Source organism: Kitasatospora sp. LaBMicrA B282 (assembly GCF_050325825.1).
Lineage (GTDB): Bacteria > Actinomycetota > Actinomycetes > Streptomycetales > Streptomycetaceae > Kitasatospora.
This window is the reverse complement of record NZ_JBNQTI010000121.1, coordinates 1-19758: the sequence shown is the minus strand read 5'-3', so window position 1 is coordinate 19758 and position 19758 is coordinate 1. Positions and strand designations below refer to the sequence as shown.

The window sequence follows — 19758 nt, the reverse complement described above, 5'->3', positions numbered from 1 at the left end:
GGCATCAGAAGAACTTCGGGTCGGTGAACGCGCCGGACGCGAGCAGGTACACGTACAGGTCGGCCAGGCCCACCGAGCAGAGCGAGGCCCAGGCCAGCAGCATGTGCCGGGCGTTCAGCCGACCCACCAGCTGCCAGGCCCGGTAGCGGACCGGGTGCCGGGAGAAGTGCTTCAGCCGACCGCCGACGATGTGCCGGCAGGAGTGGCAGGAGAGGGTGTAGGCCCAGATCAGCACCACGTTCACCAGCAGCACGAGGGTGCCGAGCCCGGCGTGGCCCCAGGCGCCGGCGGCGTTGCGGAAGCCGAGCACCGCGTCGTAGGTGAGGATCCCGGCCACCGGGAGGGCGAGGTAGAAGAAGTACCGGTGCAGGTTCTGCAGGACCAGCGGGAAGCGGGTCTCGCCGGTGTACTTCGCGTGCGGCTCGCCGACCGCGCAGGCCGGCGGCGAGGACCAGAAGGCCCGGTAGTAGGCCTTGCGGTAGTAGTAGCAGGTCAGCCGGAAGCCGAGCGGGAAGATCAGCACCAGCAGGGCGGGGGAGAGCCGCCACCAGTCGCCGAACAGCGCCCAGTCCGCCCCGCCGCGCATCGGTACGCAGCGCGAGGCCAGGCAGGGGGAGTAGAACGGCGAGACGTACGGTGCCAGGTAGTAGTGGGTGCCCTCGAAGGCCCGCCAGGTCGAGTAGGCGATGAAGGCCAGCAGGCCGGCCGCCGTGCTCAGCTGGGGGAGCCACCAGCGGTCGGTACGGAGGGTGCGTTCCGGTATCGCAGCGCGCTTGGTCGTGATGGCCATCCGGCCAGTGTGACCTTGATCACAACCTCTCGGAAGGCCTCGGACGAGATTGCCCGCCCGGCACCCGCTGCGCCGATCGGAGGACAGCTTGTCGTGTCGTCAGTTCTTCGGCGGTCCGCTGGAGTTGAGTGGGCGGCATGAAGAGCCTCAAGGTGCTCGCCGCGGCCGCGCTGCTCGGCGCACTGGCGGGCTGTTCCGGCGCGCAGGCCCCGGCCACGCCCACCCAGTCCGCCGCCGACCTCACCCCGGGCGACCGCAACGCGGTCCGCCAGGGCGGCACGCTGCGCTGGGCGGTGGACGAGGTGCCGGCCTCGCTGGACGTCTACCAGAGCGATGCCACCGCCGACACCTCGCTGATCGCGCACGCCGTGCTGCCCAGCCTCTACCGGCTGGACGACCACGCCCGCCCGGTGCTCGACCCCGACTACCTGGCCGGCGCCGAGCAGGTCGACCGGACGGTCACCTACCGGCTCAACCCCAAGGCGGTGTGGAGCGACGGCACCCCGGTCTCGGTGGCCGACTTCATCGCCCAGTGGACCGCGCTGCGGGCCGGCCACCCGGGCTACGACGCGATCGAGTCGATCACCCAGGGCGCCGACGCGCACCAGGTCAAGGTGGTCTTCAGCCGCCCCTACGCGGACTGGAAGGCGCTGTTCAGCCCGCTGGACCCGGCCGCCGGGCTGCCGGCCAACGGGCTGCCGCTCAGCGCCGGCCCGCTCCAGCTGAAGTCGCTGGACGCCAAGGGCGGCAAGGCGGCGCTGGTGCGCAACCCGCGCTGGTGGGGCGCGCCGGCCAAGGTCGACGAGCTCGACTTCCTGACCACCACCGACCGGCTGGACGCGCTCAGCCACAACCAGGTCGACGTGGCCGCCCTGGAGGGCACCATCGACCACCCGGCGGCGGGCGGGTCCACCGACGCGGTCACCACCGCCACCCAGACCCTGCAGCGGGCCGAAGCCCTGCACGGCATCACCCTGCACCGGGCCGCCGCCCCCGCCTTCACCCAGCTCACCCTGAACGGCGCCCGCGGCCAGCTGGCCGAACCCGCGGTGCGCCGCGCGGTGGCCGCCTGCGTGGACCGCGCCGGGCTCGCCAAGGCCGCGCTAGCCCCGCTCGGCCTGGCCCCGGTGGCGCTCGGCAACCACCTGCTGATGGCCGACCAACAGGGCTACCAGGACAACAGCGCGGCGCTCGCCGCCAGCGCCAAGTCGCTGCGCCTGGACCTCTCGCTGCTCTACCCGGACGGCTCGGCCACCGCCCGCCGCACCGCGGACGCGCTGGTCGCCCAGCTGGCCCCCTACGGCATCACCGTGCACCCGCAGCCGGCCGCGCCGGCCGGTTTCGTCCACGACCACCTGGCCGGCGGTGACTGGGACCTGGCGCTCTTCTCCTGGCCGGCCACCGCCTTCCCGGCCACCGACGAGCGCCCGCTCTACGCCAAGCCGCAGCCGGGCCCGGACGGCAAGCCGGTGGCCGGCCTGAACTACGGCGGGGACGGCACCGACGAGATCGACCAGCTGTTCGACAAGGCGCAGGCCACCGGTGACCCGGCCAGGCGGACCGCGCTGCTCCAGCAGACCGATGCGCTGATCTGGCAGCTGGGCCACTCGGTGCCGCTCTACCAGCGGCCCGAGGTGGTTGCGGTGCGCACGGGCGTGGCCGGCGCGGGCGCCTACGGCTTCGGCTGGCCGCGCTACCAGGACCTCGGCTTCCTGCGCTGAGCAGCCTCGCTTCGCGGCTCCTCCCGGTGGCCACGTACCATAGGACAAGCCGTGGCATGGTAAGCCCGGCGGGTGGACCGGGACTGGCCGGGGCGCCGCAACTCACGACTCCGGGAGACTCCGCTCCGCATGTCCACGCGCAACGACATCCGTAACGTCGCCATCGTCGCCCACGTCGACCACGGCAAGACCACCCTCGTCGACGCGATGCTCAAGCAGGCCGGTGCCTTCGCCGCCCACCAGCAGCTCGACGACCGCATGATGGACTCGAACGACCTGGAGCGCGAGAAGGGCATCACCATTCTCGCCAAGAACACCGCGGTCAAGTACCACCCCAAGGGTGGTGGCGAGCCGATCACGATCAACATCATCGACACCCCCGGCCACGCCGACTTCGGTGGCGAGGTCGAGCGCGGCCTGTCGATGGTCGACGCGGTGGTGCTGCTGGTCGACGCCTCCGAGGGCCCGCTGCCGCAGACCCGCTTCGTGCTGCGCAAGGCGCTCACGGCCAAGCTGCCGGTCATCCTCTGCATCAACAAGACCGACCGTCCGGACGCCCGGATCGACGAGGTCATCAACGAGACCTACGACCTGTTCCTGGACCTGGACGCGGACGAGGACCAGATCGAGTTCCCGATCGTCTACGCCTGCGCCCGTGACGGCGTCGCCTCGCTGACCAAGCCGGAGAACGGCACCGTGCCGGCCGACAGCGAGAACCTGGAGCCGTTCTTCTCCACCATCCTGGACCACGTCCCGGCCCCGTCCTACGACGAGGACGCCCCGCTGCAGGCCCACGTCACCAACCTGGACGCGGACAACTTCCTGGGCCGCATCGCGCTGCTCCGGGTCGAGCAGGGCTACCTCAAGAAGGGCCAGACGGTCGCCTGGATCAAGCGCGACGGCTCGATCCAGAACGTCCGGATCAGCGAGCTGCTGATGACCGAGGCGCTCACCCGCAAGCCCGCCGAGCAGGCCGGCCCCGGTGACATCTGCGCGGTCGCCGGCATCTCCGAGATCATGATCGGCGAGACCCTGGCCGACCCGGAGAACCCGATCGCGCTGCCGCTGATCACGGTGGACGAGCCGGCCATCTCGATGACCATCGGCACCAACACCTCGCCGCTGGTCGGCAGGGGCGGCAGCGGCAAGGGCGCGGACGCCAAGTCCGGCGCCAAGGTCGACCGCAAGGTCACCGCCCGCCAGGTGAAGGACCGCCTGGACCGCGAGCTGATCGGTAACGTCTCGCTGCGCGTGCTGGACACCGAGCGCCCGGACGCCTGGGAGGTGCAGGGCCGCGGTGAGCTGGCGCTGGCCATCCTGATCGAGACCATGCGCCGCGAGGGCTTCGAGCTGACCGTCGGCAAGCCGCAGGTGGTCACCAAGGAGGTCAACGGCAAGACCCACGAGCCGGTCGAGCGCCTCACGGTGGACGTGCCCGAGGAGCACATGGGTGCGGTCACCCAGCTGATGGGCATCCGCAAGGGCCGGATGGACAACATGTCCAACCACGGCTCGGGCTGGGTCCGGATGGAGTTCGTGGTGCCGTCCCGCGGCCTGATCGGGTTCCGCACCGAGTTCCTCACCAACACCCGCGGCACGGGCATCGCGCACTCGATCCACGAGGGCCACGAGCCGTGGTTCGGCACCCTGACCACCCGCAACAACGGCTCGCTGGTCGCCGACCGGGCCGGTGTGGTCACCGCCTTCGCGATGACCAACCTGCAGGAGCGCGGCGTGCTCTTCTGCGAGCCCGGCACCGAGGTGTACGAGGGCATGATCGTCGGTGAGAACTCCCGCTCCGACGACATGGACGTCAACATCACCAAGGAGAAGAAGCTCACCAACATGCGCTCCTCCACGGCCGACGTGGCGGAGTCGATCGTCCCGCCGCGCAAGCTCTCGCTGGAGCAGTCGCTGGAGTTCTGCCGCGAGGACGAGTGCATCGAGGTGACCCCGGAGACCGTGCGGATCCGCAAGGTCGTCCTGGACCAGAAGGACCGCGGCCGCACCGCCTCGCGCGCCAAGAAGTCCTGACGTCCCGGGCGCCCGCCCGGACCCAGCCGACGAGCCGTCAGCCGGTTCCCCCTCGTGGGGAGCCGGCTGACGGCTTTTCAGTCACCCGTTCGGCGGCTCCGGGCGCCCGAGTGGCCCTGCTGCGGGTGCGCCGTCGCGGCCGGACCCTTCGAATGGGGTGTGATGCACCACACACGCCAGTAGGAAGGACATCCATGCGCGCGGCCAAGCGGATCCGTTGGGCGGTGATCGCTGTCACGACGGTGGCCCTGGCGGCCACCGGCTGCAGCAGCAGTAAGAGCAGCAGTTCGTCATCGGGCGGAGGGGTCGTCCGGGCCTGGTGGGCCGACCCGCAGAACCCGTTGGAGCCGGCCAACACCAACGAGGTCAACGGCGCCGCGGTGATGAACAACATCTTCGCCGGGCTGGTCCAGTACGACCCCAAGACCAGCGCCGCCAGCAACGCCAACGCCGACTCGATCACCTCGTCCGACCAGCAGAACTGGACGGTGAAGCTGAAGCCGGGCTGGAAGTTCAGCGACGGCACCACGGTCACCGCCAAGTCGTACGTGGACGCCTGGAACTACGGCGCGCTCTCCACCAACAAGCAGATCGACGCCAGCTTCTTCGCCTACATCCAGGGCTACAACGACGTGGCGCCGGCCAGCGGCTCGCCGACCGCGCAGACCATGTCCGGCCTCAAGGTGGTCGACGACAACACCTTCACGGTGGCGCTGACCCAGAAGTTCTCCACCTGGCCGCAGACCCTGGGCTACAACGCCTACTACCCGCTGCCGGCGAGCTTCTTCAGCAACCACGCGGCCTTCCTGAACAAGCCGATCGGCAACGGGCCGTACATGATCCAGTCGTACACCCGCAGCCAGCAGATGCAGCTGGTGCCGAACCCGGACTACAGCGGCACCAACAAGCCCAAGAACGGCGGCGTCACGCTGACCGTCTACACCGACCCCAACGCGGCCTACTCGGACCTGCAGTCCGGCGCGCTGGACGTGGACAACACGCTCTCCACCACGGCGCTGAAGACGCTGGCGACCGGGCCGAGCGGCGGGCGCTTCCTGAACACCCCGGCCGGCATCATCCAGACCATCTCGTTCCCGCTCTACCAGGCCAACTGGAACACCGAGAACGCCAAGCTGGTCCGCCAGGGCATCTCGATGGCGATCGACCGGGCCACCATCACCAAGACCATCTTCTCCAACACCCGGACCCCGGCCACCGACTGGACCTCCCCGGTGCTCGGCGCCAGCGGCGGCTTCAAGGACGGTCTCTGCGGTGACGTGTGCACCTACAACCCGACCAAGGCCAAGCAGCTGATCGACCAGGGCGGCGGCATCCCCGGCGGCCAGCTGACCATCAGCTACAACGCCGACGGCGGCCACAAGGACTGGGTCGACGCCACCTGCAACAGCATCAACCAGGTGCTGGGCAACACCAGCGCCTGCGTGGGCAACCCGATCGGCACCTTCGCGGACTTCCGCAACCAGGTCACCGGCCAGAAGATGACCAGCGCCTTCCGCACCGGCTGGCAGATGGACTACCCGCTGATCCAGGACTTCATGCAGCCGGTCTACACCAACGGCGGGTCCTCCAACGACTCGCACTACAACAACCCGGCCTTCGACGCCGAGGTCAACAAGGCCAACGCCGAGCCCGACCCGGCCACCTCCGTCAGCGACTTCCAGACCGCGGAGAAGATGCTGGTCACCGACGTGCCGGCGATCCCGCTCTGGTACCAGAACGGCACGGTCGCCTGGTCCAGCCACGTGAACAACGTGACGCTCGACCCGTTCAGCAACGTGGTCTACACCGCGATCACCACCAGCTAGTCGGCGACGGCGGCCGGCTCCGGGCGGAGCCGGCCGCCGTCGCTCGTCCGGGCCCCACCGCCCGTCCGCCCCACCGCTCATCGCCCTGTGGGAGGTTCGCATGGGACGCTACGTCCTGAGGCGCCTGCTCCAGATGATCCCGGTCTTCATCGGGACCACCTTCCTGATCTTCGTCATGGTGCACGCGCTCGGTGACCCGGTGAACGCGCTCTTCGGCGACCGGGCGCCGGACCCGGCGGTCGCCGCCCAGATCCGGGCCCAGTACAACCTGAACGACCCGCTCTGGCAGCAGTACCTGCTCTACATGGGCCGGCTGTTCAAGTGGGACTTCGGCACCACCTTCAGCGGCCAGACGGTCACCTCGCAGCTGGCCGCCGCCTACCCGACCACGCTCAAGCTGACCGCGGTCGCCTTCACCATCGAGGTGGTCTTCGGCATCGGCCTCGGCCTGCTCAGCGGCCTGCGCCGCGGCCGGATCGCGGACAACTCGGTACTGATCCTCACCCTGGTGGTGATCTCCATCCCGACCTTTGTCACCGGTTACGTGCTGCAGTACCTGGTCGGGGTGAAGTGGGGGGTGCTGCCGGCCACGGTCGGCTTCGACGTCACCTTCAAGTCGCTGATCCTGCCCGGCATCGTGCTGGCCTCGGTGTCACTGGCCTACGTCGCCCGGCTGACCCGGACCACGGTCGCGGAGAACTCCCGGGCCGACTTCGTGCGCACCGCGGTGGCCAAGGGGCTGCCCCGCCGCCGGGTGGTGATCAACCACCTGCTGCGCAACTCGCTGATCCCGGTGGTCACCTTCCTCGGCACCGACCTCGGCGCGCTGATGGGCGGCGCGCTGGTGACCGAGCGGATCTTCAACATCCACGGCGTCGGTTACACCCTCTACCAGGGGATCGTGCGGCAGAGCAGCAACACCGTGGTCGGCTTCGTGACCATCCTGGTGATCGTCTTCCTGCTCGCCAACCTGCTCGTCGACCTGCTCTACGCGGTCCTGGACCCGAGGATCCGGTATGCCTGACCAGGAACAGTACAACGAGTCGGATCCGCTGGCCGGGGCCGGCACCGGCGAGGAGGAGATGCCGAGTGCGGTCGAGAACCGCCAGTTCGACCTCGGCACCATGGAGGGCGAGACCCTGATCAAGGCCGAGCGGCTCGCCGACCACCCGGAGACCTCGGCGGCCGACGACCGGGTGGCGCCGCGCAGCCTCTGGCAGGACGCCTGGCGGGACCTGCGGACCAACCCGATCTTCATCATCTCCGGGCTGCTGATCGTCTTCCTGGTCCTGGTGGCGATCTTCCCGTCGATGATGACCTCGACCAACCCGCTGACCTGCGACCTGGCCAAGTCCCAGCAGGGCCCCACCTCCGGGCACCCGTTCGGGTTCGACACCCAGGGCTGCGACGTCTACGCCCGCACCGTCTACGGCGCCCGCGCCTCGATCACGGTCGGCGTCTGCGCCACCGCGGGCGCGGCCATCGTCGGCACCGTGCTGGGCGGGCTGGCCGGCTTCTTCGGCAGCTGGACCGACTCGCTCATCTCCCGGGTCGCCGACATCTTCTTCGGCATCCCGATCCTGCTCGGCGGCCTGGTCTTCCTCTCGGTGATCAAGACCAAGTCGATCTGGATCGTGGTGGCCTTCATCGTGGTGCTGGGCTGGCCGCAGCTGGCCCGGATCGCCCGCGGCGCGGTGATCACCGCGAAACAGCAGGACTACGTGACCGCGGCCCGGGCGCTCGGCGCGAGCAGCCAGCGGCTGATGCTCCGGCACATCCTGCCCAACGCGGTCGCGCCCATCATCGTGGTCGCCACCATCGCGCTCGGCACCTACATCGCCCTGGAAGCCACCCTGAGCTACCTCGGCGTCGGTCTCAAGCCGCCCACCGTCTCCTGGGGCATCGACATCTCCGCGGCCTCCGACAGCTTCAGCGTGGCGCCGCACATGCTGCTCTTCCCGGCCGGCGCGCTGAGCATCACGGTGCTCGCCTTCATCATGCTCGGCGACGCGGTGCGCGACGCCCTCGACCCCAAGCTGCGCTGAGAGAGGCCACCAGCGATGAGTAGCAGCAGCACCAGCTCGCAGCCGCGCGCCGCCACCGCGGACTCCGACACCGCGCCCCTGCTCGAGGTCCGCGACCTGCAGGTGGAGTTCCGCACCCGGGACGGGGTGGCCAAGGCGGTCAACGGGGTCAACTACTCGGTCCGGGCCGGTGAGACCCTGGCCATCCTGGGCGAGTCGGGCTCCGGCAAGTCGGTCTCGGCGCAGGCGGTGATGGGCATCCTGGACAGCCCGCCGGGCTTCGTGACCGGCGGCCAGATCCTCTTCAAGGGGCGCGACCTGCTGACCATGGGCAAGGAGGAGCGGCGCAAGGTCCGCGGCTCGCAGGTCGCGATGATCTTCCAGGACGCGCTCTCCGCGCTCAACCCGGTGCACAGCGTCGGCGCCCAGCTGGGCGAGATGTACCGGGTGCACCGGGGCACCTCGCGGCAGGAGGCGAAGGCCAAGGCGATCGAGCTGATGGACCGGGTCCGGATCCCGGCCGCCGCGGCCCGGGTCAACGACTACCCGCACCAGTTCTCCGGCGGCATGCGCCAGCGCATCATGATCGCCATGGCGCTCGCCCTGCAGCCGGACCTGATCATCGCCGACGAGCCGACCACCGCCCTCGACGTCACGGTGCAGGCCCAGGTGATGGACCTGCTGGCCGAGCTCCAGGACGAGTACCGGATGGGCCTGATCCTGATCACCCACGACCTCGGGGTGGTCGCCGACGTCGCCGACAAGATCGCGGTGATGTACGCCGGGCGGATCGTGGAGACCGCGCCGGTGCACGAGCTGTACGCCAAGCCGGCCCACCCCTACACCCGCGGGCTGCTGGACTCCATCCCCCGGCTGGACCAGAAGGGGCAGGAGCTCTACGCGATCAAGGGCCTGCCGCCCAACCTGCTGCGGATCCCGCCGGGCTGCGCCTTCAACCCGCGCTGCCCGCGGGCCCAGGAGATCTGCCGGACCACCGTGCCGGCGCTCTTCGAGGTGACGGACGAGGCCGGGACGCCGGTGCCGGGGCGGGCCAGCGCCTGCCACTTCTGGAAGGAGACGCTCGATGACTGAGGGTGCCACCGCGCTCGGCGCGCCCGGGCCGCAGGGGGCCTCCTTCGGCAAGGACCTCTCCGACGGGGAACCGATCCTGCAGATCCGCGACCTGGTCAAGCACTTCCCGCTGACCCGCGGCGTGGTGGTGAAGAAGCAGATCGGCGCGGTCAAGGCGGTCGACGGGGTCTCCTTCGACCTGCACAAGGGCGAGACCCTGGGCGTGGTCGGCGAGTCCGGCTGCGGCAAGTCGACGCTGGCCAAGGTGCTGATGAACCTGGAGCCGGCCACCTCGGGATCGGTGCGCTACAAGGGCGAGGAGATCTCCCGGCTCTCCGGGGCCGCGCTCAAGGCGGTGCGGCGCAACATCCAGATGGTCTTCCAGGACCCCTACACCTCGCTCAACCCCCGGATGACGGTCGGTGACATCATCGGGGAGCCGTACGAGATCCACCCCGAGGTGGCGCCCAAGGGCGAGCGCCGCAAGGCGGTCCAGGACCTGCTGGACGTGGTCGGCCTCAACCCCGAGTACCTCAACCGCTACCCGCACCAGTTCTCCGGCGGCCAGCGCCAGCGCATCGGCATCGCCCGCGGCCTGGCGCTCAAGCCCGAGGTGATCATCTGCGACGAGCCGGTCTCGGCCCTCGACGTCTCGGTCCAGGCACAGGTGATCAACCTGCTGGAGAAGCTCCAGCAGGAGTTCGAGCTCTCGTACATCTTCATCGCGCACGACCTCTCGATCGTCCGGCACATCTCCGACCGGGTCGGCGTGATGTACCTGGGGAAGATGGTGGAGCTCGGCAGCGACCTGCAGATCTACGACCACGCCACCCACCCGTACACCCAGGCGCTGCTCTCCGCCGTGCCGGTCCCCGACCCGGCGGCGCGCAGCAACCGGGACCGGATCGTGCTCACCGGCGACGTGCCGTCCCCCGCGGACCCGCCCTCCGGCTGCCGCTTCCGCACCCGGTGCTGGAAGGCCCAGGAGCGGTGCGCGGTCGAGGTCCCGCTGCTCGCGGCCCCGAGCTGGCTCAGCGGGCCGGCGGCGCACGAGTCGGCCTGCCACTTCGCCGCGGAGCGGGAGAGCGGGGACGGCGGGGAGGGCGTGGCGGCCCGGGAGAACGGCAACGGCAACGGCGGCAGCCCCGACGCGCCCGCGTGACCGCGCCGCAAACGCCGTAGGGCCCGCTCCACGAGGAGCGGGCCCTACGGCGTTTCCGGGCGACCGGGGTCAGTCCTTGGCACCCTTGGGCGCCGGGACGGTGTCGGCCTTCGCGGCCGGCTTCGGCGCGCGGGCCTCGGGGGCGTCCTCCGGGAAGTGGCACGCGGTCAGGTGACCCTCGGCGTTGCCGCCCAGCTGGATCAGCGGGGGCTCCTCCGTGGCGCACTTCTCCTGCGCCTTCCAGCAGCGGGTGCGGAAGCGGCAGCCGGACGGCGGGTTGAGCGGCGAGGGGACGTCACCGGTGAGGCGGATCCGCTCGGTGGTGGCGCTGTCCGGGTCGGCGTCCGGCGCGGCCGAGAGCAGCGCGTGGGTGTAGGGGTGGCGCGGCTTGGTGTAGAGCGAGTCGCGGTCGGCGATCTCGACCACCTTGCCCAGGTACATCACCGCGACGCGCTGCGAGAAGTGCCGCACGATCGACAGGTCGTGCGCGATGAAGACGAAGGCGATGCCCAGCTCCCGCTGCAGGCCCTGGAGCAGGTTGACCACCTGCGCCTGGATCGACACGTCGAGCGCGGAGACCGGCTCGTCGGCGATGATCAGCTTGGGGTTGAGCGCGAGCGCGCGGGCCACGCCGATGCGCTGCCGCTGACCGCCGGAGAACTCGTGCGGGAAGCGGTTGAAGTGCTCCGGGTTGAGACCGACGATCTCCAGCAGTTCCTTGACCCGGGCCTCGCGCCCACCGGGCGGGTTGATGTTGTTGATCTCCATCGGCCCGGAGATGATCGTGCCGACCGTGTGCCGCGGGTTCAGCGACGAGTACGGGTCCTGGAAGATCATCTGGATCTCGGACCGGATCGGCGCCAGCTCCTTGCGGGAGGCGTGCGTGATGTCCTGGCCCTTGTACTTCACCGAGCCGCCGGTCGGCTCCAGCAGGCGGGTGAGCAGCCGGCCGGTGGTCGACTTGCCACAGCCGGACTCGCCCACCAGGCCCAGGCTCTCGCCCTCGCGGACGTTGAAGGAGACGCCGTCGACCGCCTGGACCGCACCGACCTGGCGCTTGAACGGGAACCCGCCCATCACCGGGAAGTGCTTGGTGAGGCCGTCGACCTCCAGCAGGATGTCGCCGGGGGCCGGGACCGCCGAGGTGTGCTCGGTCAGGGTCTGCTCTGCGCTCATGGGATTTCCTTGGCTCCTTTACCGAGGCTCAGCTGCTCAGCCGGGGCAGGATCTGCTCGGTGAGGATGGACTGCTTCTGCGCGGGGGTGAGGTGGCAGGCCGACAGGTGGCCGTTCGCGAGCTCCAGCGGGGGGCGCTCGGTCACGCACTTGTCGCCGACCACCTGGTCACGGTACGCGCAGCGGGGGTGGAACGCGCAGCCGGTCGGCGGGTTCAGCAGGGACGGCGGGGTGCCCGGGATCGGCTCCAGCGGCACGTCCACCGAGGCGTTGATGCGCGGGATGGAGCTCAGCAGGCCCCAGCCGTAGGGGTGCTGCGACTGCTTGAGCACCTCGCGCATGGTGCCGCGCTCGACGGCCCGACCCGCGTACATCACCAGCACGTCGTCGGCGATCTCGCGGATCACGCCGAGGTCGTGGGTGATGAAGATGATCGAGGTGCCGGTCTCCTGCTGGAGGTCCTTGAGCAGGTCGACGATCTGGGCCTGCACGGTCACGTCGAGCGCGGTGGTCGGCTCGTCGGCGATCAGCAGCTCGGGGTCGCAGACCAGGGCCATGGCGATCATGGCGCGCTGGCGCATACCGCCGGAGAACTGGTGCGGGTAGTCGTCGACGCGGGTCTGCGGCTGCGGGATGCCGACCCGGCGGAGCATCTCGATCGCGCGCTCGCGACCCTCCTTCTTGCTCGCGCCGGTGTGCTTCATGAACGGCTCGGCGATCTGCCGGCCGATCGTGTAGTACGGCGAGAGCGCGGCCAGCGCGTCCTGGAAGATCATCGCCATCTTGTTGCCGCGGAGCTTCTCCAGGTCGCGCTGCGAGGCGGCGAGGAGGTCCTGGCCGTCGAGGACGACCGAGCCCTCGATGGTGGTGTTCTTCGGGTTGTGCAGGCCCATCACGGCCAGGTTGGACACCGACTTGCCGGAGCCCGACTCACCCACGATGCCGAGGGTCTTGCCCTTCTCCAGGTCGAAGGTGAGGTTGTTGACGGCCTTGACGATGCCGTCCTCGGTGCGGAAGCGGACCTGCAGGTCACGGACCGAGAGGAAGGGGGCGCCGGCCTGCGGCGCGGGAGTGGACTCGGACTTGGTGAGGGTGCTCACGGTCGGATCTCCTCGGGTGCGGGGTGGTGCGGGAAGGTCGCGGGCGGGGCGGAGATCATCCGATCCGGACCCGGGGGTCGAGGAGACCGTAAGCGGCGTCGACGAGGATGTTGAACAGCAGGATGGCGACCGAGCTGAAGATCAGTACGCCGAGCTCCAGGTACAGGTCGGCCTGGTGGACCGCCTTGACGGCGAGGTAGCCCAGGCCCTGGACGCCGAAGGTGTACTCGGTGATGATCGCGCCGGAGAAGACCTGGCCGAGGTCGATGCCGAAGATGGTGATGATCGGGCCCATGGCGCCGCGCAGCGCGTAGCGCCACCAGACGTAGCCGCTCGACATGCCCTTGGCACGGGCGGCGCGGATGTGGTCCTCGGCGAGCTGCTCCAGCATCAGGGAGCGGACCTGACGGCTGTAGTTCGACCAGAAGATGACCGACATGACCGTCCACGGGAGGATCATCCCGGTGAAGCAGCCCCACGGGTCGGTGGTGATCGGGAAGTAGCCCGGCTGCGGCAGCCAGTGCAGGTTCACCACGAAGAGCGCCATGGCCAGCGGGCCGAGGAAGTAGATCTGGGTCGACTGGCCGAGCAGCGAGACACCGCTGGCGACCTTGTCGATGGTCTTGCCCTGCTTCCAGGCGGAGAGCATGCCCAGGCCGACACCGATGCTCAGGAAGCAGACCGCGCCACCGATGGCGAGCACGAAGGTGGCCGGGTAGTTGGAGACCAGGCGGTCCCAGACGAACTGCTGGGTGTTGTACGAGTAACCGAAGCACGGGGCGGCGCAGTGGCCGGCGGTGCCGAAGTCCTGGCCGACGAAGAGGCCGCTGAAGTAGTGCCAGAACTGTTCGTAGATCGGCTGGTTGAGGTGCATGTTCGCCCGGATCTGGGCGAGCACCTCGGGGGTGCAGCCCTTCGGGCAGGAGAGCTGGGCGGGGTCGACCGGCAGCTCGAAGAACGCGAAGTAGGTGAGCGCGATCAGCAGGACGATGATGACCAGCGCGCCGAGCGCCCGGCGGATGAGAAATCGGAGCATGGAATGAAGCTCTTCCGAGGAGAGGGCGCCCTAGGCGGCCACGTCGTGGAGAGTGCGACAACCCGGATCGCGGGTGATCGGCACGTGGCCCGGGCAGGACCACCGTGAGGTGGTCCTGCCCGGGTGGAGCCAGGCCCGGAGGCCGGCTCCGGATCCGGTGTTTACTTCTTGACGAAGATGTCGTTCAGGCTGATCGCACCGAGGACCTGGTTGTAGTCCACGCCGCCGAGGCCGGCACCGTAGATGTTGAAGTACTTGTCGTACTCAACCGGGATCTCCGGGATGTCGGTGCTGAGGATCTTGTCAGCCAGCGTCATCCACTGCGCGCTCTGCTGGCCCAGGTCGCCGATGGCGCTGATGCGGTCCATCTCGCTGTTCATCGCCGTGTTGTTGTAGTGCGAGTAGTTGTTCGCACCGTCGGCGATCTGGCGACCGTCCAGGGTCGGCGGGATGACCGCGGAGCCGACCGGCCAGTCGGCACCCCAGCCGGAGCGGTACAGGTCGTACTGGTTGTTGACCTTGCCGATCTGGGTGTAGTAGCTGGTCGGGTCCAGCTGCTGGCGCTCCACGGTGAAGCCGGCGCGGGTCAGGGCGTCCTGGACGGCGACCGAGACCTTCTGCTGGATGTCGGTGTTCGAGTACGCGTACTCGATCTTGTAACCCATCTGACCGGCGGCCTGCAGGATCTGCTTGGCCTTGTCCGGGTCACCGTTCGGGTTGGCCTTGATGCCCAGCGGGTCGGTGTTCTGCCAACCGGAGACGGTCGGGCTCATCAGGTTGCTCGCGACCTCGCCGGTCGCGCTGCCACCGTTCTCCTTGATGATGTTCGCCACCGGCAGGGCGGTCGCCAGCGCCTTGCGCACGGCCGGGTTGGTGACCCGGCTCATGTTGATGTTGTAGACGTCGACGAACGGCAGGAACTCGTTCTCGGTCCGGTTCTTGTACTGCGGGTCCGTGGCGATGGTCTTGATCTGCGCCGGGTCCGCGCTGGTGGCGACGGTCAGGGCGTCGTTGTCGGTGCCCGAACCGGCCATCAGGCGCTGGGTCATCAGCGGGGTGGCGATGCCCAGGTCCAGCTCCCACTTGTCCACGTACTGGTGGCGGATCGGGTCGGTGCTGGGGTCCCAGTTGGGGTTCTTGACCAGGACGAGCTGCTTGTCCGGCGTGTACGACTGGATCATGTACGGGCCGATGGACTGCGGGCCGTTGTTGTACGCCTGGCCGGTGTCCTTCGACTTCTCGATGGCCGTGACGTTCGGCATGTTCATCGCGTACGGCGCATCGGTGTGCGGCGACTGGAAGTGGAAGACGATGGTCTGGTCGTCCGGGGTGCCCAGCACGCTGTCCGGCAGGTCACCGGACTGCGGGCCCTTGTAGGTGTCGCGGTAGTTGGCACCGGAGAGCCACTGCTGGATGTAGAGCGGACCCTGGGTCTGGTAGTCCTGGTACAGGCGCTCGATCGCGTACTTGACGTCGTGCGAGGTGATCGGGGTGCCGTCCTGGAACTTCAGGCCCTTCTTCAGGGTGAAGGTCCAGGTCTTGCCGCCGTCCGTGGTGTGACCGGTGTCGGTGGCCATGTCGCCGACCAGCACGACCTTGCCGGTGGCCGGGTCGGTGCGGTAACCGGTCAGCTGGCGGCTGTACAGGTTGCCGATGATCTGCTGGTTGTTGACGTACTGCTGGCTCGGGTCCAGGTAGTCGATGCCCGCGTTCTCCAGCTCGTACGCGGTGCCGCCGGGGGTGGCGCCCGGAACCGGGGCGGCCGGACCGTTCGACAGCGCAGCCGCGCCGATGGCGAAGTTCTGCACACTGGCCGACGCGCTCGGGACCGCGGCGGCGCCGCTCTTCCCACCGCCCCCACCACAGGCCGTCAGCGTGAGGGCGCTGACCGCCACGAGCGCCGGCATGAGTGCTGCCTTGCGAAGTCTCATTGGTTCCTACCTGTCACTGGTCATGTCGGGTCTGGCCAGCGCGGACCGGCGGGGCGGCTCTGCCCCGGGGTGGCCGGACTGGGTTACAGGGTCCTGCAGGGGGGTGGTGCGACTGCGGGGGTGGATCGGCTCAGCGGATCGTCTTCGGGTCGAGGGCGTCCCGAACCGCGTCCCCGAACAGGCTGAACGCGACCGCGAAGATCGTCAGCGAGAGGCCGGGGAAGAGCAGGTAGGTCAGGTCGTTCTGGTAGTTCGACACCGCGTCCTGGAACATCAGGCCCCAGTCGGGGGTGGGCTCGGTCATGCCGACACCGAGGAAGGAGAGGCCGGCCTCGGCGGTGACCATCGCGGGGAGCATCAGAGTGACCTGGACCAGCATGGTGGTCGCCAGGTTCGGCATCAGTTCCTTCATGATGATGCGCCAGGACGAGGCACCGGCGATCTTCGCCGCCTCGACGTACTCGCGCTCACGAAGGCTCAGCGCCATGCCGCGCATCAGGCGCGAGGTGGCCATCCAGCCGAGGAAGGACTGGACGATGACCACCGCGAAGACGCGGGTGGAGACCGGAGTGGCCTCGCCCGGCTTCACGAACGCGTTCAGCACGATGGGGGTGAAGGCGATGAAGAACAGCTGGGTCGGCAGGCCGAGCAGCAGGTCGGTGAAGCGACCCACCAGGTAGTCGAAGCGACCGCCGAGGTAGCCCTGGGCCACACCGAGGGTGATGCCGACGACGCTGGAGACGATCGTGATCAAGAGGCCGAGGCCGAGCGACGTCCGGATCCCGTAGATCAGCTTGATGAAGATGTCGAACCCGGAGTTGGGCGTGATGCCGAACCAGTGGGCGGCGCTCATGCCGCCGTTGGCGCCGATCGGGATCCCGTAGTCGTCGACCAGGGACGGGTCACGGAAGGCGTAGGGGATGTACGGCGACTGCCCGTACAGCGCGCTGATCACCGGCGCGAGGACCGCGATCAGGATGTAGAAGATCACGATAAACGCGCAAAGCACACCGATGCGGTTGCGCTTGAAGCGGCTCCAGGCAATCTGGCGCGGGGTGCGCCCCAGGAGCACCGCGGGCTTGTCGCCGCTCTCTCCTGTCGCGGACGCGACGGCGACCGAGTCGGTCTGTGTCGTGTCCTCAGTTGGCGTCGTCATGGTGCGAAAGCTCCCGCCGGTGTGGTCTGTGCAGCAGCAACGAGGAAGAAGTTGGTCGAACGGACTCTCGCAACTCGTTTATCGAACGTCAAGAGTTTCTCTTCAGCTGGACGGGCAGTTTTGGCTTCGTTCTGGAATGTCAACCAGGTTGTAGCTTTCAACTACTTGACAGCCGTCGGCGAGACGTCCCAAAACGGACATACGTCTACAAACAGCGTTCATAAGTTCGTAACGAGGGCTTAGTAACACCGGTATCTGAACGCTTGAACCCCGGCGTTGGGAGGTTGACGCGCATAGATAACCCTGTCCGTTTTGGGGTGGTTTGGGGGCATTACTCGCCGGTTTTCAGCGTTCGATTATCGGACGGATTTGGCGGGATGCCGCCTCTGGCGACTTTTCGTCAGCCTTTAAGTTGCCTTATGCGCCCTCCCTGGAATCCGCCGGCAGAGTTGCTGCCCAGCCCTCGTGTCGGTTACACGCCAGTGGCGAGATCTCGCCGGGAAACGCGCCGGAGCCCCGGAACGGGAACGTTCCGGGGCTCCGTGCGGGATTTTTTTGACATGCTCACATATGGAACTTGTAAGTGCGCTCCGCAGGGGTGTTCTTGTCGTAGACCTGGGCGATCGCGTCGGCCACGTCCTGGGTCGTGATCGGCGCCAAAGTCCCGTCGCTCTGGCGGAACTTGAGCTTGTCGAAGGTGGTTCCCACGGCGGCCGAGAGCTGGTCCAGATCCCACTTCGGGACGATGTTCCCATTGGCGTCCGGGACCAGCGTGAGGGCCTTGGCCGCGACCTCCTTGCCGAACAGGAACTTGCGGCTGCCGGTGGGCGCCAGCACCGTGACGTTGCTGCTGACGATGGCCTTGCCGAGGCCGTCCGCGGCCTGCTGCAGGGTGGCGGTGGAGACCTTGGGCTGGGCCGCGGTCACCGCCAGGGTGATCGGGCCGTCGGTCTTGCCGTCGGCCCGGTCCTGGTAGCTCTGGGCCACCTGGTCCACGGCCGCGTCGCCGTTCACCGCCTGGCCGGCCTGCCCCGGCACCACGGTCGGGTCGCCGGCGGGGCTGAACTGGACGTAGCCCTCCTTGAGCCCCGACGCGGTGCTCGCGGCCAGGCCGTCCAGCGCGGACTTGAGCTTGGCCCGGTCGATCTTCACCTGTGGCGCCACCTTGCGGGTGCCGCCGGCCAGCGAGCCGATCACCGTCTGGGGGGCGTAGCTGTGCTTGGTGAGCCCGTCCACGGTCGCGGTGGTGTCGAAGCTCAGACCGGCGGTGGCCGGGTCCAGCTGCAGGTTCTGGTCGCCGATCTTCAGCTGTATCGGCTGGGCGCCGATCTTGCCCACGGTGCCGTCCAACTGGTGCACCGCCTGGTCGCGGCTGTCGCCGCCGATCGAGGTGCCGAGCACGCTGATGCCGCGCGGGACGTCGGCCTGGTTGAGCATCAGACCGGTGCCGTAGGCGGCGGCGCCCACGAAGAGCGCACCGCCTATGCCGGTGACGAGCAGCTTCTGCGCCTTCGGACGGCCCTTCGGCTTGCCCTTGGCGGCGGTCGCGGCCGGCTTGGGCGCGGGTGCGGCGGCCGGGGCCGGCTCGGGCGAGGACGGGTCGGCGGGCGGCTGGGCGGACGGCTCCGCGGGCTCGGTGTGCGGCCGGCCGCCGAACGGCTGCTCGGGGGCGAACGCCCGCTCGGGCTCGAACGGCTGCTGCTCCGCGGGGAACGGCCGGCCGGCGGGGAAGGGCCGGCCCGCCTCGAACGGCTGGCCCGCGGGGAAGGGCTGGCCCGGCTCGAACGGCGCGGCCTCGAAGGGCTGGGCGGCCTCGAACGGCTGGGCCGGGGGGAAGGGCCGGCCCGGCTCGAAGGGCTGGCCGGGCTCGAAGGGCTGGGCCGCCTCGAACGGACGGGCCGCTTCGAAGGGCTGGGCGGGGGCGAACGGCCGCTCGCCGCGCGGTGCGCTGCCGAACGGGTCACCGGCCGGCGCGGCGGCGCCCGGACCGAGGGTGCCCGGAGCCGGCGGCGGGCCGGCCGGGTGGGCCGCGGGTGCACCGCCGGGGTGACCGGCGCCCGGGTGCGGGGCGGTGGGCGCGGCGCCGTACAGGCCGGCCACCGGCAGACCGGGTATGGCCTCCTCGGGCAGCTCACCCGTGATCGGGTCGAAGCCGCCGATCTGGGTGTCCTCCGACTCACCGGCGCCCGGGCCGCGGCCGAACGAGCCGGGCGGGTTGACCGGCGGCTGCGGCTTGGCGAACCGGCCCGGCGCACCGGGCGTCCCGGTGGGGCGCGGGTGCGCGGTGGTGGCGAACGGGTCGGTGGTCGGCTGCTGCTCCGGCGCGGGCGGCTCGGCGCCGCCGGCCGGGTAGGGCGCGGCCGGGCCCTCGGGGCCGCCGGGGTAGGGGTCGCCGGCGAACGGGTTGGCGTTCGCGTACGGCCCGCTGCCGCCGAACGGCTCGCCGCCACCGGCCGGGAACGGCCCACCCGGCGGGAACGGCGTGGCCGGTGGGAACGGCGCGGCCGGCGGGGTGCCGAACGGGTCGCCGCCGCCGGCGGCGTACGGATCGGCCGGGTAGCCGGCGAAGGGGCCCGCGGGCGGGGTGGCCGGCCGGGGCAGCGGGGTCTGCAGGGTGCTCTCGGCGGAGAACACCGGTGCGCCGGGCGCGGGCTGCGGCGTGCCCGGGGCGGGCATCGGGCGGCCCTGGGCGGCGGCCGCGGCGGCCGCACCGGTCGGCGTGCCACCGGCGG

General features: G+C 69.7%; 14 protein-coding genes. 7 read left to right on the top strand and 7 right to left on the bottom strand.

Annotated elements, in window-relative coordinates:
• Positions 1–4: 4 nt before the first annotated feature.
• Positions 5–790 (bottom strand): hypothetical protein, encoded by a 786-nt coding sequence (locus ACQRUO_RS27590; protein ID WP_428318792.1) that lies wholly within the window; start codon positions 788–790, stop codon positions 5–7.
• Positions 791–927: 137 nt separating this feature from the next.
• Here ACQRUO_RS27590 and ACQRUO_RS27585 point away from each other — a divergent pair, with 137 nt between their 5' ends.
• From ACQRUO_RS27585 to ACQRUO_RS27555, 7 genes are all read left to right on the top strand, one after another.
• On the top strand, positions 928–2511 hold the full coding sequence (locus tag ACQRUO_RS27585) for an ABC transporter family substrate-binding protein (RefSeq protein ID WP_428318791.1): 1584 nt from the start codon (positions 928–930) through the stop codon (positions 2509–2511).
• Positions 2512–2640: 129 nt separating this feature from the next.
• Positions 2641–4545 carry a translational GTPase TypA gene (gene typA / locus ACQRUO_RS27580; RefSeq protein WP_428318790.1) on the top strand — a complete coding sequence of 635 codons (1905 nt, stop codon included), beginning with the start codon at positions 2641–2643 and terminating at the stop codon, positions 4543–4545.
• 194 nt (positions 4546–4739) lie between these two features.
• Positions 4740–6371, top strand: a complete 1632-nt coding sequence (locus ACQRUO_RS27575; protein ID WP_428318789.1) for a peptide ABC transporter substrate-binding protein — start codon at positions 4740–4742, stop codon at positions 6369–6371.
• A gap of 100 nt (positions 6372–6471) precedes the next feature.
• Entirely contained in the window at positions 6472–7395 is a 924-nt protein-coding gene (locus ACQRUO_RS27570; RefSeq protein WP_428318788.1) for an ABC transporter permease, read from the top strand.
• Positions 7388–8416 (top strand): ABC transporter permease, encoded by a 1029-nt coding sequence (locus ACQRUO_RS27565; RefSeq protein WP_428318787.1) that lies wholly within the window; start codon positions 7388–7390, stop codon positions 8414–8416. Before ACQRUO_RS27570 ends, ACQRUO_RS27565 begins: the two co-directional genes overlap by 8 nt.
• A gap of 15 nt (positions 8417–8431) precedes the next feature.
• On the top strand, positions 8432–9487 hold the full coding sequence (locus ACQRUO_RS27560) for an ABC transporter ATP-binding protein (protein ID WP_428318786.1): 1056 nt from the start codon (positions 8432–8434) through the stop codon (positions 9485–9487).
• Positions 9480–10628 carry an ABC transporter ATP-binding protein gene (locus tag ACQRUO_RS27555; protein ID WP_428318785.1) on the top strand — a complete coding sequence of 383 codons (1149 nt, stop codon included), beginning with the start codon at positions 9480–9482 and terminating at the stop codon, positions 10626–10628. Before ACQRUO_RS27560 ends, ACQRUO_RS27555 begins: the two co-directional genes overlap by 8 nt.
• Positions 10629–10697: 69 nt before the next feature.
• Here ACQRUO_RS27555 and ACQRUO_RS27550 read toward each other — a convergent pair whose 3' ends face one another.
• The 6 genes from ACQRUO_RS27550 to ACQRUO_RS27525 all read right to left on the bottom strand — a co-directional run.
• Positions 10698–11804: an ABC transporter ATP-binding protein gene (locus ACQRUO_RS27550; protein ID WP_428318784.1), complete on the bottom strand. Its 1107-nt coding sequence runs from the start codon at positions 11802–11804 to the stop codon at positions 10698–10700.
• Between the two features lie 28 nt (positions 11805–11832).
• Positions 11833–12903 carry an ABC transporter ATP-binding protein gene (locus ACQRUO_RS27545; RefSeq protein WP_428318783.1) on the bottom strand — a complete coding sequence of 357 codons (1071 nt, stop codon included), beginning with the start codon at positions 12901–12903 and terminating at the stop codon, positions 11833–11835.
• 55 nt (positions 12904–12958) lie between these two features.
• Positions 12959–13939 (bottom strand): ABC transporter permease, encoded by a 981-nt coding sequence (locus tag ACQRUO_RS27540; RefSeq protein ID WP_428318782.1) that lies wholly within the window; start codon positions 13937–13939, stop codon positions 12959–12961.
• 161 nt (positions 13940–14100) lie between these two features.
• Positions 14101–15846, bottom strand: coding sequence for an ABC transporter substrate-binding protein (locus ACQRUO_RS27535; RefSeq protein WP_428318781.1), 1746 nt, complete (start codon positions 15844–15846; stop codon positions 14101–14103).
• 154 nt (positions 15847–16000) lie between these two features.
• Positions 16001–17026, bottom strand: coding sequence for an ABC transporter permease (locus ACQRUO_RS27530; protein WP_428318780.1), 1026 nt, complete (start codon positions 17024–17026; stop codon positions 16001–16003).
• A gap of 564 nt (positions 17027–17590) precedes the next feature.
• The coding region (locus tag ACQRUO_RS27525) for a hypothetical protein (RefSeq protein WP_428318779.1) at positions 17591–19758 on the bottom strand (2168 nt) is incomplete at its 5' end.